The sequence below is a fragment of the Frigoribacterium sp. PvP032 genome (assembly GCF_017833035.1).
Lineage (GTDB): Bacteria > Actinomycetota > Actinomycetes > Actinomycetales > Microbacteriaceae > Frigoribacterium.
This window is the reverse complement of the sequence record NZ_JAFIBM010000001.1, coordinates 721,488-736,352: the sequence shown is the minus strand read 5'-3', so window position 1 is coordinate 736,352 and position 14,865 is coordinate 721,488. Positions and strand designations below refer to the sequence as shown.

14 protein-coding genes are annotated in these 14,865 nt (G+C 72.9%); 5 read left to right on the top strand and 9 right to left on the bottom strand.

Features of this window, described 5'->3' with window-relative positions; all coding sequences use genetic code 11:
* Positions 1-40: 40 nt before the first annotated feature.
* Both JOE35_RS03385 and JOE35_RS03380 read right to left on the bottom strand, forming a co-directional pair.
* The gene (locus JOE35_RS03385) at positions 41-982 is read right to left on the bottom strand and encodes a hypothetical protein (protein WP_209559864.1); all 942 of its coding nucleotides are present in this window, start codon (positions 980-982) and stop codon (positions 41-43) included.
* A gap of 228 nt (positions 983-1,210) precedes the next feature.
* Positions 1,211-2,059: a M15 family metallopeptidase gene (locus JOE35_RS03380; RefSeq protein ID WP_245186040.1), complete on the bottom strand. Its 849-nt coding sequence runs from the start codon at positions 2,057-2,059 to the stop codon at positions 1,211-1,213.
* A gap of 227 nt (positions 2,060-2,286) precedes the next feature.
* On the opposite strand from JOE35_RS03380, the gene JOE35_RS03375 reads away from it, so the two are divergent.
* Positions 2,287-4,104: an MDR family MFS transporter gene (locus tag JOE35_RS03375; RefSeq protein ID WP_209561847.1), complete on the top strand. Its 1,818-nt coding sequence runs from the start codon at positions 2,287-2,289 to the stop codon at positions 4,102-4,104.
* 97 nt (positions 4,105-4,201) lie between these two features.
* Positions 4,202-4,807, top strand: a complete 606-nt coding sequence (locus tag JOE35_RS03370) for a MarR family winged helix-turn-helix transcriptional regulator (protein ID WP_209559863.1) — start codon at positions 4,202-4,204, stop codon at positions 4,805-4,807.
* On the opposite strand, the gene JOE35_RS03365 is transcribed toward JOE35_RS03370, so the two are convergent.
* Positions 4,804-5,691, bottom strand: coding sequence for a site-specific DNA-methyltransferase (locus tag JOE35_RS03365; RefSeq protein ID WP_209559862.1), 888 nt, complete (start codon positions 5,689-5,691; stop codon positions 4,804-4,806). The genes JOE35_RS03370 and JOE35_RS03365 overlap by 4 nt on opposite strands.
* Before the next feature lie 59 nt (positions 5,692-5,750).
* Here JOE35_RS03365 and JOE35_RS03360 point away from each other — a divergent pair, with 59 nt between their 5' ends.
* On the top strand, positions 5,751-6,035 hold the full coding sequence (locus tag JOE35_RS03360) for a GNAT family N-acetyltransferase (RefSeq protein WP_209559861.1): 285 nt from the start codon (positions 5,751-5,753) through the stop codon (positions 6,033-6,035).
* Here the strand turns inward: JOE35_RS03360 and JOE35_RS03355 are convergent, their stop codons facing one another.
* From JOE35_RS03355 to JOE35_RS03330, 6 genes are all read right to left on the bottom strand, one after another.
* Positions 6,036-7,085, bottom strand: a complete 1,050-nt coding sequence (locus JOE35_RS03355) for a biotin/lipoate A/B protein ligase family protein (RefSeq protein WP_209559860.1) — start codon at positions 7,083-7,085, stop codon at positions 6,036-6,038.
* 47 nt (positions 7,086-7,132) lie between these two features.
* Positions 7,133-8,011, bottom strand: a complete 879-nt coding sequence (locus JOE35_RS03350; protein WP_209559859.1) for an alpha/beta hydrolase — start codon at positions 8,009-8,011, stop codon at positions 7,133-7,135.
* 133 nt (positions 8,012-8,144) lie between these two features.
* On the bottom strand, positions 8,145-8,801 hold the full coding sequence (locus JOE35_RS03345; protein WP_209559858.1) for a PepSY domain-containing protein: 657 nt from the start codon (positions 8,799-8,801) through the stop codon (positions 8,145-8,147).
* Between the two features lie 316 nt (positions 8,802-9,117).
* Positions 9,118-10,818 (bottom strand): HAMP domain-containing sensor histidine kinase, encoded by a 1,701-nt coding sequence (locus tag JOE35_RS15445; protein ID WP_307802919.1) that lies wholly within the window; start codon positions 10,816-10,818, stop codon positions 9,118-9,120.
* Positions 10,811-11,488: a response regulator transcription factor gene (locus tag JOE35_RS03335; protein WP_209559857.1), complete on the bottom strand. Its 678-nt coding sequence runs from the start codon at positions 11,486-11,488 to the stop codon at positions 10,811-10,813. The genes JOE35_RS15445 and JOE35_RS03335 overlap by 8 nt, the downstream gene beginning before the upstream one ends.
* A gap of 444 nt (positions 11,489-11,932) precedes the next feature.
* Positions 11,933-12,685, bottom strand: coding sequence for an SDR family NAD(P)-dependent oxidoreductase (locus JOE35_RS03330; RefSeq protein WP_209559856.1), 753 nt, complete (start codon positions 12,683-12,685; stop codon positions 11,933-11,935).
* Positions 12,686-12,827: 142 nt separating this feature from the next.
* Between JOE35_RS03330 and JOE35_RS03325 the strand changes: the two genes are divergently transcribed.
* On the top strand, positions 12,828-13,295 hold the full coding sequence (locus JOE35_RS03325) for a MarR family winged helix-turn-helix transcriptional regulator (protein WP_209559855.1): 468 nt from the start codon (positions 12,828-12,830) through the stop codon (positions 13,293-13,295).
* On the top strand, positions 13,292-14,680 hold the full coding sequence (locus tag JOE35_RS03320; protein ID WP_209559854.1) for an MFS transporter: 1,389 nt from the start codon (positions 13,292-13,294) through the stop codon (positions 14,678-14,680). Before JOE35_RS03325 ends, JOE35_RS03320 begins: the two co-directional genes overlap by 4 nt.
* Positions 14,681-14,865: the final 185 nt, after the last annotated feature.

Genomic DNA, 14,865 nt, shown 5'->3' with positions numbered 1-14,865 from the left:
CCGCGTCGGTTCGGCGGAGGTTCCGCCGAGGTTCGGCGGCTCACCGTCCGGCCTCGAGGCCGGCGGCGAGCAAGATCCGCCGCAGACGCTCCGGCGAGCGGAGGTCGGCGGTCCCCCAGCGGGCGAAGCCCCGCACCTCGGGCAGCGCGCGCAGCCTGTCCTCGCGGTCCTTCTCGTCCTTGACGACCTGCTCAGGCGTCCGCCCGCGGCGCCACCGGTCGCTGAGGTACTTGACGTCGCCGTCGTACTCGCCGATCACGCCGAGCTCGGGCCACCACATGTCCGTCACGCCGATCAGCCCGAAGGTGTCGCGCCACGGCTGCTGCAGCACGGGAGCGGGGAAGCCGAACCCGAGGACGAGCACCCGGCTGACCGACTCGCCGGCCGAGTCGGCGCCGGGCCGGCAGAGCTCGAGCGTCCGTCGGGCTCGCGCGTGGGCCCTCGGGGCGGGACGCTGCTCGAGGAGGTCCGCGATCCCCGCCGATCCCGTCGCCCCGCCGTGCAGGGCGCCGTCGACGACCACGGTCGCGTCCAGGCTCGGGTGGTCGAGCAGGACGTCGGCGCAGGTGCGGGCGAGGCCGGTCGCCCGGACGCCGAGGTGCTCGACGACGTCGACGTCCGTCAGCGGCTGAGCGTGCACCCGGGTCAGCCGGTGGGCCCGTGACGTGCGAGCCGTCGGGTCGGTGACCTCGACCAGGCCGGGCGGTGCGCCCCACCACGGCAGCCCCCACAATGCGGCCGCGGCCGCGTGGGAGAAGACGAGCGGCCGGACGGCCGTCCGCTGTGCCGCGGCGATCCGATAGACGAAGCGCTGGCTGGGCAGCAGCGACGACCATCGCCCGGCCTCCACGTACGCGCCGTGGGCGATGCGGACGAGGCGTCCGGCGGCGGCGTCGCGCTGGAGGGCACGTGAGTCGCCGACGCCGACCCACGCCTCCTTCGCGGTGAGGAGGTCGGACGTCAGGTCGGCGAGGTCGATCATGCGCCCACCCTGACGGCCGGTCGACCGCGGGCGCTCCGACGTCGCACGTCGCTGGGGACACCCCGTCGAGGAGGCGCGGCTGGGGAGGAGGGACCGCCGTCGGCCTGCCAGACCCCCGCGTGGGAGAGAAGCGACGCGGCAGCGACGAGACGACGCGGAACATCGCGGAGGGTTGTCGCTTTCGCGAAGGTTCACGGCGGTGGCGGCCGCGGCCTCAGCGACGGGGGCTCAGCCGGCGTAGGTCGGCGCGGCCGGCAGCCCGAAGAACTCCTCGAGGGTGGTGACGCCCGTGGTGTGCATCTCGGTCGCGAGCGGCACCCCGACGTAGCGGAAGTGCCACGGCTCGTAGGTGAAGCCGGTGACCGCCGTCTTGTCGGCCGGGTAGCGCAGCAGCCACCCGTAGCGCCACGCGTTGGCCGCGAGCCACTGCCCCTGGGCCGTGTCGCCGAAGCACGCCTGCAGCGCGCAGCTCAGCGGGATCGGGCTGATGTCGGCGACGAGCCCGGTCTGGTGCTCGCTGTGCCCGGGGCGTGCGCTCTGGATGTCGGCCTGCGCCTGTCCGAGCCGGTCGACCCAGCCCTGGTAGACGCTCACCTGCGTGGCGTACGACCGGTACGCGCTCTGCACCTGGAACTGACCGGCCCCCTCCGCCTCCCCCGCGGCGAACAACGCGAGCAGGGCGTCGCCGGCCTCACGCCGGAACACCGGAGGGTTCTGCGACGCCACGTCGACCGTGACGAGGTCGCTCGGCACGTAGTCGATCGGGTTCACCGTCCGCAGCTTGTCCGTCACGACCCAGAGGCTCGCGGGGTCGTCGATCGACAACGCCGACTTGTCGAAGGCGGGAGCGGCGGGCGTCGGGGGCTCGGCGGGGCTGGTCACGGGGGCAGGCTCCTCGGAGGGCTCGGCGGTCGCGGCGGGAGCAGACGACGAAGGAGGCGCGCTCGGCCTCGCGCTCGTGCTCATGTCAGGGGCGGCACCCGAGGTGCACCCCGCGAGCGCAGCCGTCACCAGGGCCAGCGCGAGCGCGGCCACGGCCGTGCGATGCGACGGTCGGCGACGGAGGGGGAACGGCATCGCACAAGGCTACGGCCCCTCCCCCGGTGCCAGCGCGGCCCGACCCGTCCACAGGCTCGCCGCCACGTCTGGTGGAAGCCCTGCGCGTGCAGTACTTTTGCGGTCTGCGCACGTTCGGTGCGCCTCCCGAAGGACGCCGCACCATGTCGAGAACCACCGCCTCCTCCTCCGCCGCGACCGCCGCCTCCTCGGCGTCGTCGGCCGCGCCCGCGGAGCGACAGGGGCTGATGACCCACCGCCAGATCCTGTTCGTGATCTTCGGGCTGATGGCAGGCATGTTCCTGTCGGCGCTCGACCAGACGATCGTCGGCACGTCGATGCGCACCATCGCCGACGACCTCGACGGACTGAGCCTGCAGGCGTGGGTGACCACCGCGTACCTGATCGTCTCGACGATCTCGACGCCGATCTACGGCAAGTTGTCCGACATCTTCGGGCGGCGGCCGCTGTTCCTGATCGCGATCTCGATCTTCCTGCTGGGCTCGGTGCTGGCCGGCTTCTCGACGAGCATGTACCAGCTCGCGATCTTCCGCGCCGTGCAGGGCATGGGCGCCGGCGGCCTGATGGCGCTGCCGCTGACGATCATGGGCGACATCCTCGCCCCGCGCGAGCGTGCCAAGTACCAGGGCTACTTCCTCGCCGTGTTCGGCATCTCGAGCGTGATCGGCCCGCTGGTCGGCGGGCTCTTCGCGGGTGCCGACCAGATCCTGTTCATCACCGGCTGGCGCTGGGTGTTCCTCGTCAACCTGCCGATCGGCGTCGTGGCCCTGGCGATCGTCGTGAAGTTCCTGCACATCCCCGGCCAGGTGCGCCGCCAGAACGTCCGGATCGACTGGTGGGGCGCCGCCTCGGTCATCGTCGCAGCCGTGCCCCTGCTGCTCGTCGCCGAGCAGGGCCGCGAGTGGGGCTGGTCGTCGCCCGGCGCCTTCGCCTGCTACGTGATCGGTGCCGTCGGGATCGTGTCGTTCGTCATGGTCGAGCGCGCGATGGGCGACGACGCGCTCATCCCGCTGAAGCTGTTCCGCAACGCCACCTTCTCGATGGCGACCGTGCTCGGCGTTCTGGTCGGCTTCGGCATGTTCGGCGCGCTGCTTACCGTGCCGCTCTACCTGCAGCTCGTGCTCGGCTCGACGCCGACCGAGAGCGGGTTCCAGATGCTGCCGATGATCGCCGGGCTGATGATCTCGTCGATCGTGTCGGGCCAGCTCATCTCGCGGACGGGCCGCTACCGCATCTTCCCCATCACCGGCACCGCGTTCATGTCGCTGGGCTTCTTCTGGTTCACGAACCTGTCGTACGACAAGCCCTACTGGTTCATGATGATCGGCATGCTGCTGATCGGCCTGGGCCTCGGCCAGCTGATGCAGACGCTGACCATCGCGTCGCAGAACTCGGTGGGCCCGCGCGACATCGGCGTGGCCACGTCGGCCTCGACGTTCTTCCGTCAGATCGGCGGCACGCTCGGCACGGCCGTGCTGTTCTCGGTGCTCTTCTCACGCATCCCGCAGACGATCGCCGCGGCGTTCGCCGACCCGGCCCTGCAGCGCGACGCCCAGGCCGCGCTGGCCGACCCGAGCGTCACCGCCGACAGCGCGAACGCGAGCATCCTCGGCCTCTACCAGGCGGCACAGAACGGCGACACGTCGCAGGTCGGCGGGGCGCTGAACGGCAACACGTCGTTCCTCAACACGGCCGACAGCCGGCTCGCGGCGCCGTTCCTCGACGGCTTCGCGCAGGCGACCGTCACCGTGTTCTGGGTGGCGCTCGGCATCGTGCTGGTCGCCTTCGTGCTCAGCTTCTTCCTCAAGGCGTCGCCGTTGCGACAGAAGTCGGCCATCGACGAGGCGAACGACGACCGGCTCGCGGCAGAGCTGGCCGCGCAGGAGGCGGCGGCCGGGTCGGGCGCTCTGGTCGCGCCGACCACGGGGAGCGTCCCGGTCGTCGAGGGCGACGGGCCGTCGTCGGAGCGACCCGCGTCGAGCGCGCCGTCCTCGGATCGACCGACGTCGAGCGCGCCGTCTTCGGACCGGCCCGCCTCGAGCTGACCGGGGCTGGTCGCACCCGCCATGAACTGGCTGGGAACGCCTCGCGACGCCTGCCTCAACCTGGAACTCCCTGAACGGCTTAGCTACACTCTCTAGCATGCCTCCCGAGCCGACCCGGCGTAACTACGACGCGACGGGGTACTGGTACGGCTCCAGCGCCAGCGAGCGCGGAGTCGCCGTGCTGAACGCCCTCCGTCGTTACCGCGCCGCCGAGTCGGACATGCGCCGTCGCACCCGCGACAGCATGAAGATGAACGAGACCGACCTCGCCGCGCTCAGGTTCCTCGTGCGGGCCGGCCGCAAGCACGAGCCCGTCAGCGCCAAGGTGCTCGCCGAGCACCTCGCCATCACCTCCGCGTCCACGTCCGTGCTGATCAACCGGCTCGTCGCCAGCGGCCACGTCGAGCGCCTGCCCCACCCCACCGACAAGCGCGGCGTCCTGCTGCGGGCGACCGAGGGCACGCACGCCGAGGTCACCGACACGCTCTCCGGCATGCACGGCCGCATGATCACGGCGGCGCAGGGCCTCTCGCCCGACGAGACCGCAGCCGTCGTCTCGTTCCTCGAGGCCATGACGGCCGCCGTCGACGTCGACGACCACGCCCTCGCCGAGATCGCCCTCGCCGAGGCCCGCGCCGAGGCTGAGGCGGAGGCCGTCGCCGAGCTCGAGGGCCGCAGCGCCGCCCCCGCCCACACCGCCTAGCTGGCTGTCGAGGCCCGGGGCGGGTCGGCCACGACGAACGTCGCGTCCGGGAGGCGTCTGCGCATGACGGCCACCGCCTCCTCGTTGCTGTCGACCAGGACGTAGCGGCGGCCCAACGCCGACGCGACCGCGCCGAGCGTGCCGCTGCCGGCGAAGAAGTCGAGCACCCAGTCGCCCTCCCGCGACGAGGCCTGCACCATGCGCCGCAGCACCCCCTCTGGCTTCTGCGTCGGGTAGCCGGTCTTCTCGCGCCCCGTCGGCGACACGATCGTGTGCCACCAGACGTCGGTCGGCAGCTTGCCGCGCGCGACCTTCTCGGGCGTGACCAGGCCGGGCGCCATGTACGGCTCCCGGTCGACCGTCTCCGAGTCGAAGAAGTACCCCTTCGGGCTCTTCACGTAGACGAGGATCGTGTCGTGCTTCGTCGGCCACCGGTTGCGGCTCTTGGCGCCGTAGTCGTAGGCCCAGATGATCTCGTTGAGGAACGAGTCACGGCCGAAGAGCGCGTCCAGCAGCACCTTCGCGTAGTGCGCCTCGCGGTAGTCGAGGTGCAGGTAGAGCGTGCCGTCGTCGGCGAGCAGCCGCCACGCCTCGGCCAGCCGCGGCTCGAGGAACGACCAGTAGTCGTCGAACCGGTCGTCGTAGCGCATCAGGTCGCCGCGGATGCGCTCGTAGCCGAGGCCCTTGAAGCCGGTCACGGCGGTCACGGACGCGGGCACGCTGCGCACCGACGTCGTCGAGCGACGGGTCTGTGGCCGGCCCGTGTTGAACGGCGGGTCGAGGTAGACGACCGTGAACGCCCCGTCGGGCAGCGTCGAGGTCGCGTCGAGGTTGTCGCCGTGGACCACGAGACTCGAGGAGGCGCGGGTCCAGTCGACGGGCATGGTCGCCATCCTCTCGCACCGGGGGACACCCCCAGAGCCACCCGGCGTACCGTGTCGGGATGAGCACCGCAGTCGAGAACCGTCCCGAGCAGGCCCAGTACGTCCTCCTCGAGGACGGCCGCACCATCGGGCTCGCCGCCTACGAGATCGTCGGCGACGAGATCCGCTTCACGCACACCGAGATCGAGCCTGCCCGCCGCGGCGCAGGCCTCGGAGCCCAGCTCGTGCAGGGCGCGCTCGACGACGTCCGCTCGGAGACGTCGCTGCGCGTGGTGCCGATGTGCCCGTTCGTCGTCGACTGGGTCGACGACCACGTCGACTACCAGGAGCTGCTGACGCGCTGATCAGGGGACGCGGCGGAGCCACTCCGGCGTCGCGAACTTGGTCGTGACGAGCTGCTCGGCCTTCTCGAGCTCGTCGTCGGTGACGTGCCCGACCTCGGCGCCGTAGAGGCCGGTGAAGGTCTGCTTCATGCGCTCGATGATCTCGGCGCGCGCCAGGCCCGTCTGGCTGCGCAGCGGGTCGACGCGCTTGGCGGCGCTGGTCGTGCCCTTGTCGCTCATCTTCTCGCGGCCGATGCGGAGCACCTTCACCATCTTCTCGCCGTCCATGTCGTACGACATCGTGGCGTGGTGCAGCAGGGCCCCGTTGCCGAGGCGCTTCTGGGCGGCCCCGCCGATCTTGCCCTTGGCGCTCGTGATGTCGTTGAGCGGCTGGTAGAACGCGTCGATCCCGAGCGACTTGAGGGCCGTGATGACCCACTCGTCGAGGTACGCGTAGCTGTCGGCGAAGCTCATGCCCTGCACGAGCTCGCCCGGCGCGTAGAGCGAGTAGGTGACGATCGACTGCGCGTCCATGAACATGGCGCCGCCGCCGCTGATGCGCCGCACGACCTCGAAGCCGTGCTCGGCGGCCGCGTCGAGGTCGACCTCGTTGCGGAGCGACTGGAAGCTGCCGATGACGACGGCGGGCTGGTCCCACTCCCAGAAGCGCAGGGTGGGCTGGCGGCGGCCGGCCCCCACCTCCTCGGTCAGGACCTGGTCGAGAGCGAGGTGCATGTTCGGCGAGACGGGCGCGTCGTGGATGATCTGCCAGTCGTGGTCGCGCCAGTCGGTCGCCTTCGACAGGCTGCGGCGGATCGCCGTGGCGACCGCGTCGGGCGAGAAGCCCAGCAGGACTGCGTCGTCGGGGAGGCCCGTCTTGATCGCGGCAGCGATCGTCGCCGCGTCGGACTCGACCGGCAGGCCGTTCACCGCACGGTCGATGGCGTCGAGCGCCGTGTCGGGCTCGAGGAAGAAGTCGCCCGCGAGCCGGAACTCGGCGATGCGGCCCTCGCGCACCTCCAGGTCGACCACCACGAGCTTGCCGCCAGGGACCTTGTACTCACCGTGCATGGCTGCAGCCTATGCCTGCCGTGTCCGCAGCTGCGGGTGCAGGCAGGTCAGGGGCGGGGGCGCGGGAGGCGGGCGTCGAGCCACGCGACGAGGTCGGCGAAGACCTGGGCCCGGTTCGTCTCCTTGAACACCTCGTGCCGGGCGCCGTCGTAGACGACGAGCTCGACGTCGGTGAGGCCCGAGCGCGTCGCGTACGCCGTGGCGAGCTTGCGGGCGCTCACCTCGCCGCCGAGCGGGTCGTCGCTCCCGACTTGGATCAGCAGCGGCACGTCGGCGTCGAGGTGCCTCGCCGGACGCCCGAGCAGCCTCAGCGCGTCCCGCCAGCCGAACAGGGTCGCGACCTTGGCGTCGACGGCGAGCGGGTCGGCGGCCATCTCGGCGGCGACGGCCGGGTCGCGGCTCAGCCACTCGAAGCCGGTCGTGCCGAGGTGCGCGTGCCGGGCGTTGAGGTCGCCGCCGTTCATGCTGCCGGGCACCCGGTACGCGGTCCCGCTGAGCACGACGGCGTCGTAGAGCGAGGCGCGCTCGTCGACGATCTTCTGCAGCATCAAGGACCCCCACGAGTGGCCGAGCGCCACGAGGGGCAGGCCGGGGGCGTCGTCGCGGATGATGCCGGTGAACTGGACGACCGCCTCCACCGCCCCCCGCAGCCCCGACGGGCCGAGCCGGCCGAGCTTCGTGTGGTCGCCTCCGTACTGGCCGAGACCGGTCGCGCCGTGGCCGAGGTGGTCGTCGGCGTAGACCGTCCAGCCGGCGCGGACGAGCTCCTGCGCCAGCTCCTCGTAGCGGAGCGCGTGCTCGCCGACGCCGTGCATCAGCTGCACGGAGCCGCGCGGGTCGGCCGCCCGCCAGACGTACCAGTGGACGGTGACGCCGTGCGCGTCGACGAACGTGTGGTCGCCTCGGGCGGCGGAGAAGGTGGGCACGGTGTCATCCTCGCATCGTCGGGCGGCGCTGGTCGTCGTCGAGACCCGCGGGAACCGCGCGCACCCTCCGGCGCGCACGGGGGTGTGCGCGGGTCCGGAGGGTGCGGAGGAGGCGGGGGGCGCGCCGGGCAGGTCAGCGGCGGTCGTCGACGTCGGTGCGCAGCACCCCGAAGGAGGCGTCGAGGTCGACGTCGACCTCGGTCCCGTCGTCGAGGCGCACGTCGACCTCGTACGCCGTGGTGCCGTCGTCGCTGCGGTCGGCGTCGGTCACGGTGCCTCCGCCGGCAGCGGCGATCGCGGCGGCGGCCGCCTGGTCGAAGTCGGCTCCGACGAGGTCGTCGTCGTCGGCGCCGGAGGTGCTGGCCGAGCCGGGCGTGCTCGAGGCGCCCGGCGTCGACGTCGAGTCGTCGGAGAGGTCGTCGTCGTCACGGCTGTAGCGGCTGTCGCGGTCGTCGCTGCCCGAGCGGTCGCTGCGGTCGTCGCGGTCGTCGTCGATCCGCGACGACGAGACGCTGAAGTCGTCGCCCAGCAGCACCGTGCTCTCGCGGCCGTCGGGCAGCACGACGTCGACCTCGTAGCCGGGCAGGCCGTCGTCGAGACGGTCGACGTCGGTGACGGTGCCTCCGCCGGTCTCGGCGAGCGCCGCCTCCTGCGCACGGTCGTTCGCCGCGCCGCCGACCCGGTCGTCGAGGGTCGACGCGACGGCCACGCCTCCGCCGCCGAGCACGAGGACCCCGACGACGCCGCCGGCGATGAGGAGGGACTTCTTGCTCTTCAGGACGTTCTTCACGGTGTCTCCGATCGTGGGGCCGCGGTGCGGCGGGTGGTGCTCTCTCGAGCGATGACCCCACTGTCTCGAGCGGGCGCTGAACCGACCCTGAAGCGACCTGAAGGAACGTTCAGCGCGCATCCCGGAGCCGCACGCCTGCTGTCGGCCGCCGCACGCCGGCCCCGCGCCTCGGCCCCGCACCCCGGAGTGGACTATGCACCCCGTCGTTTCGCGATGCATCGTCCACTGCGGGGTGTCCGGGCGACGAGGAGGCGCGGGCACGGCAGGCAGGTCGGGCCGGGCCGGGTCGGCGCGGCTCGGGCCGGGTCGGCGCGGGTCAGGCCGGGTCGGCGGGCAGGTCGACGACGAAGCGCGCACCACCGAGCGGCGACGTCTCGACCTGCACCGCGCCTCCGTGCACGCGGACGATCTCGGCGACGATGGCGAGCCCGAGGCCGCTGCCGCCCCCGTCGCGGTCGCGGGCCTCGTCGAGCCGGACGAAGCGCTCGAAGATGCGCGCGCGGTCCTCCGGCGCGACTCCGGCGCCGTCGTCGTCGACGGTCAGCACGGCGCGCCCCTCGGCGGTGTCGACGAGCCCGACGGCCACGGTCGAGCGGGCGTGCCGGGACGCGTTCACCACGAGGTTGCGGACGACCTGGCCGAGCAGTCCCTCGTCGCCGCGCACTCGCGCCGGGCCGACCGCAGTCGCGTCGACGGAGACGCCCGCGCGGGCGCCGGCGCCTTCGCCCGGGCCCCCACTCGCACCGGCACCCGAACCCGCGCCCGATCGCAGCCGCGCCGCCTCCGTCAGGACGAGGTCGTCGAGGTCGACGGGCCGGCGAGCGACGCCGAGCGCGCCCTCGTCGGCTCGCGCCAGGACCAGCAGGCCCTGCACCAGGGAGGTGAGACGCGCCTCCTCGCCGAGCACGGTGCCGGCGAGCGCGCGTCCGTCGATGCTCTCGGGGTGCAGCAGGGCCACCTCCGCGTGCTGTCGGATCGTCGCGAGCGGCGTCTTGAGCTCGTGCGAGGCGTCGCCGACGAAGCGCCGCTGCGCCGTCGCGGAGGCGTCGAGCCGGTCGAGCATGCCGTTCAGGGTCGAGGCGAGCCGCGAGATCTCGTCTCCCCCACCCGGGTCGGCCAGGCGGTGCGACAGGTTCGCCGCCGTCACGTCGGCGACCTCGCGACGCATCGACTCGACCGGGCGCAGCGCCCGCCCGACCACGAACCAGGTCGTCACGCCCAACACGAGCAGCGCCACGGGGACGGCCACGCCGAGCGTGAGCAGGCTGGCCGAGGAGGCGGCCTGCGCCTCGTCGAGGGAGCGCGCGGCCACGACGTCCCACCGTGTCGTGACGGTCTGGACGTCGAGGTCGTCGTCGTTCTGGGAGGAGGCGTCGGCGTCGGCAGCGGCGGCGCTCGCCTCGTCGGCGGCCTCGCGGGCGTCGTCGGCAGCGTCGCGGGCCGCCTCGGCGGCGTCGTCCTCGTCGAGCGCGTCGTCGTCGTCGCCGGTCGAGGACTCCGACGGCGCGGGCTCGGCCGACGGGCTCGGGCTCGGGCTCGACGACGGCGAGGGAGTCGACGTGGTCGTGCTCACCGACTCCGCACCGTCGGTCTCGACGACGAAGTCGTCCCCGTCGAGCGAGACCCGGCTGCCCGAGGCGGCCCCCGCGAGCTGTCGCGCGTACCCGGCGAGGTCGTCGTCGCCGCCCGTCGCGACGAGCTGCCCCGCGGAGTCGAAGACGGCTACCAGGGCTCCGTCCGCGTCGCCGGAGACGGCGACGGCCGGGCTCGACCCGCCCGCGAGCGCGGCCACGGCACGGTCGACGTCGGCGGACGCGGCCGAGCGCGGGGCGTCCGCGAGCACCGCCTGCTGCACCAGAGCGAAGACGAGCGCGAACGCGCCGAGCGTGAGCGCGACGGCGAGCACGGCGGCCGCGGTGATGCGCAGGCGCAGCGAGCCGCGGCGACCGCCAGGACCGCGACGGCCACCAGGACCGCGACGGCCACGGCGGCCGACGCGACCCGCCCCGTCAGCCACCCCGCGCCTCCAGCCGGTAGCCGGCACCGCGCAGGGTGACGATCGACTCCCGGCCGAACGGCCGGTCGACCTTGTTGCGGAGGTGCCGGACGTACACCTCGACGATGTTGGGGTCGCCCTCGAAGTCGTCGTTCCAGACGCCGTCGAGCACCTCGCGCTTCGTGACGACGCTGCCCGCCCGCCGCATCAGGAACTCGAGCACGGCGAACTCGCGGCTCGTCAGCTCGATCTGCTCGTCGCCGCGCCGGACGTCGCGCGACGCCGGGTCGAGCCTGAGGTCGCCCGCCTCGAGCACGACCGGCCGCTCCCGGGCCCCGCGGCGGACGAGCGCACGGAGGCGCGCCAGCAGCACCGCGAACGAGAACGGCTTCGTGAGGTAGTCGTCGGCACCGGTGTCGAGGGCCTCGACCTGGTCCCACTCGCCGTCCTTGGCCGTGAGCATGATGACCGGCGTCCAGTCGCCTCCTTCGCGCATCGCCCGGCAGACGGCGTAGCCGCTCATGCCGGGCAGCATGATGTCGAGGACGACCACGTCGTAGCTGCCCTCGCGGGTGCGCCAGAGAGCGTCGGTGCCGTTGCCGGCCACGTCGACGGCCATGCCCTCGGCCTCGAGCCCGACGCGGAGCCCCTCGGCCAGGGTCGGCTGGTCCTCGACGACGAGCACGCGCACGGCAGCCCCTTCCTCGCGCGCACCCTGCCCGCGTGCCCATCCTGGCGCGGGCGCGCTGAAGCGGCGCTGAAGCGGCGCCGCCGTCGCCGACGCCGCAACGCCGACGCGGCCGCGCGAGCTGCCGAGACACGTCGAGGGCGGGTCTTCTGGGTCGAGGGCGGGTTGTTCGGAACCCGCCCTCGGCCCGGAAGACCCGCCCTCGAGCTGCTCCGGGGTCGTGCACGTGCGAAGGAGGTGCGGGGCGGCCTCGCGGGGCCGGCCAGCGCCTCCTTCACGCTCGACTACCGCCTCCTGCACGCTTGGCTACCGCCTCCTGCACGCTCGGAAGGAGGTGCGGCGGGTTCCCGTCGCCGCCGGCGGGTCAGCGCGGACCCGCCGGCGGCGACGGGAACCCGCCGCACCCCATCCACGCGGCCGCGCGGACGCGAGCACGGGAGGCGCGGGCTAGTGGGCCGAGTAGCCGCCGTCGACGAGGTGGTAGCTGCCCGAGATGAACGAGGCCTCGGGGCTGAGGAGGAACAGCACGAGCGCCGCGACCTCCGAGTCGGTGCCGAGGCGGCCCGACGCGTGCTGGCCCTCGAGGGCATGCAGCTCGTCCGTCGACATCGACGAGCGGACGAGCGGCGTGTCGATGAAGCCGGGCCCGACGGCGTTGGTGCGGACGCCCTGCGCGGTGTACTCGAGCGCCGCGACCTTGGTCAGGCCGATCAGGGCGTGCTTCGACGTGACGTAGGCCGCGTTCTTCGCGATGCCGACCGAGCCGAGCACCGAGGCCATGTTGACGACGGCTCCGCCGCCGGCCTCCACCATCGCGGGCAGCTGGAACTTCAGGCCGTAGAAGACGCCGTCGAGGTCGACCGAGCGGACCCTGTCCCAGGCGGCGATGTCGTAGTCGCCGATGGTCTGCGGCGCGGCGCCGATGCCGGCGTTGTTGACGGCGAGGTGCAGGGCTCCGTAGGTCGCCTTGGCGAACTCGACGGCCGCCTCCGACTGCTCCCACTTCGCGGTGTTCTGCTCGAACGCGGCGGCGGTGCCGCCGGCCGAGGTGATCTCGTCGACGATCGACTTCGCCGCGTCGAGGTTGATGTCGGTCACCACGACCGACGCGCCCTCCGCCGCGAGCTGGCGCGAGACTTCGGCGCCGATGCCGCTCCCGCCGCCCGTGACGATCGCCGTCTTGCCGCTGAACTTGCCCATGCTGTCGCTTCTTCCTCGTGTCGTGTGGGGCTCCTCGATGAGCCGCCCTCGACGATACGCCTGCATGGACCTGGGAGCAACAGGTGTCGGACATCGGGGCAGATCGTTTACTTAGGCGAGCTAAATGATTAGGCTGGCGGCGATGACCGAGACTGCAGCCCCCACACCCGCAGCACCCGCACGCCGCACCGTCCCGCACGCCCAGCTCGCGAGCGACGTGCGCGGCTCCGTGCTGCGCCTCGCCCGCCGGATGCGTCAGCAGAAGGCCGACGTCGACGTCTCCGACGCGCAGATGGCCGCGCTCGGCTACGTGTTCCAGGAGCAGCCCCTCACCATCGGCGCCCTGACCGAGCACGAGGGCGTCACTCCCCCGTCGATGAACCGCACGGTCGGCAAGCTCGTGGACGCCGGCCTGCTCAGCCGCCGGGTCGACGACGACGACCGTCGCCGGGTGGTGCTCGAGACGACGGAGGCGGGTGCCGCGTTCGTGTTCGAGACCCGACGCCGCCGCGACGAGTGGCTGGTGCCGCGGCTGGCCGCGCTGACCGCCGACGAGCGCCGCACCCTGGCCGACGCGACCGAGATCCTCCGGAAGCTGAACCGCTCGTGAGCGCCATGTTCCGCTCGCTCGGCCTCTACAACTACCGGCTCTGGTTCGGCGGCGCGCTCGTCTCGAACACGGGCACGTGGATGCAGGCCACCGCGCAGGACTGGCTGGTGCTCACCCACCTCACCGACCACGACGCGACCGCCGTCGGCATCACGATGGCGCTGCAGTTCGCGCCGCCGATCCTGCTCGTGCCCGTCACGGGCCTCATCGCCGACCGGTTCGACCGCCGCCGCATGCTCATGCTCACGCAGGGCACGATGGCGCTGCTCGGCCTGGCCCTCGGCCTGCTGGTGCTCACCGACGTCGCGCAGCTCTGGATGGTCTGGGTCTTCGCCCTGCTGCTCGGCACGGTGAACGCGATCGACGCGCCGATCCGACAGAGCTTCGTCTCCGAGCTCGTCCCCCCTGGGCACCTCTCGAACGCCGTCTCGCTGAACTCGGCCTCGTTCAACGGCGCGCGCCTCCTCGGCCCGGCCGTCGCCGGCGTGCTGATCGCGAGCGTCGGCACCGGCTGGGTGTTCCTGATCAACGCGGCGTCGTTCGCCGCGGTGCTGCTCTCGCTGCGGTTCATCAGGGTGTCGCAGCTCGAGCACAAGCCGCCGGTCTCGCGGGCGAAGGGCCAGATCCGCGAGGGGTTCCGGTACGTGAAGGAGCGCCCCGACCTGCTCGTCGTGTTCACGATGATCTTCGTGATCGGCACCTTCGGCCTCAACTTCCCGATCTTCACCTCGACGATGGCGAGCGTCGAGTTCGGCGTCGACGCGAGCGGGTTCGGCCTGCTGTCGTCGTGCATCGCCGTGGGGTCGCTGACCGGTGCACTGCTCTCGGCGCGACGGGAGCGCCCGCGGATGCGGGTGCTGGTGCTGGCCGCCGCCTCCTTCGGGGTGACCTGCACGGTCGCCGCGCTGATGCCCAGCTACTGGACGTTCGCCGCCGTGCTCGTCGCCGTCGGGCTGTCGTCGATCACGCTGATGACCACCGCCAACAGCACGGTGCAGCTGTCGACCGCCCCCGAGATGCGCGGCCGCGTGATGGCGCTGTACATGGCGATCTTCACGGGCGGCACGCCGCTCGGCGCCCCGATCGTGGGCTGGGTGGCCGACACGGCCGGGCCCCGCTGGGCCATCGGCGTGGGCGCCGCGGCTGGCTTCGTCGCCGCCGGGATCGCCGTCGTGTGGCTCGTGCGACGCCAGCACCTGCGGGTGCGCCGCGTGGCGCCGGTCGCCGCGGCTGCGGACGCCGGCGTCGTGCGACGGATCGCGCCGCGGCTCGTGCCGCACTTCACCGTCGAGCACGACGGCGACGGGGGCCGGCCCGCGCGCGAGCGCCGGGACGAGGCGGCCGCGGTGCTCGCCGCCGACGAGGTCGCCGCGCGCACGTCGTGAGCTGAGCCCGCGGCTGCGGCTGCGGGTGCTGCGGCGGCGGCGGCTGCGGCGGCGGCACGGGCGGCCGCGCCCCTCGAACCCGCGCACACACCTCGGCGCGCGCGAGGGTGCGCGCGGGTTCGAGGGGTGCCGACGCCCGGCGCCCGAGGGCTGGCCCGTGTCCGCTGAGCGCAGGGGGCTACCGC

What these genes read in the sequence shown, in the direction of transcription:
- JOE35_RS03385 (WP_209559864.1), bottom strand. Translation starts at nt 982, where the DNA reads ATGATCGACCTCGCCGACCTGACGTCCGACCTCCTCACCGCGAAGGAG.
- JOE35_RS03380 (WP_245186040.1), bottom strand. Translation starts at nt 2,059, where the DNA reads ATGCCGTTCCCCCTCCGTCGCCGACCGTCGCATCGCACGGCCGTGGCC.
- JOE35_RS03375 (WP_209561847.1), top strand. Translation starts at nt 2,287, where the DNA reads ATGACCCACCGCCAGATCCTGTTCGTGATCTTCGGGCTGATGGCAGGC.
- JOE35_RS03370 (WP_209559863.1), top strand. Translation starts at nt 4,202, where the DNA reads ATGCCTCCCGAGCCGACCCGGCGTAACTACGACGCGACGGGGTACTGG.
- JOE35_RS03365 (WP_209559862.1), bottom strand. Translation starts at nt 5,691, where the DNA reads ATGCCCGTCGACTGGACCCGCGCCTCCTCGAGTCTCGTGGTCCACGGC.
- JOE35_RS03360 (WP_209559861.1), top strand. Translation starts at nt 5,751, where the DNA reads ATGAGCACCGCAGTCGAGAACCGTCCCGAGCAGGCCCAGTACGTCCTC.
- JOE35_RS03355 (WP_209559860.1), bottom strand. Translation starts at nt 7,085, where the DNA reads ATGCACGGTGAGTACAAGGTCCCTGGCGGCAAGCTCGTGGTGGTCGAC.
- JOE35_RS03330 (WP_209559856.1), bottom strand. Translation starts at nt 12,685, where the DNA reads ATGGGCAAGTTCAGCGGCAAGACGGCGATCGTCACGGGCGGCGGGAGC.
- JOE35_RS03325 (WP_209559855.1), top strand. Translation starts at nt 12,828, where the DNA reads ATGACCGAGACTGCAGCCCCCACACCCGCAGCACCCGCACGCCGCACC.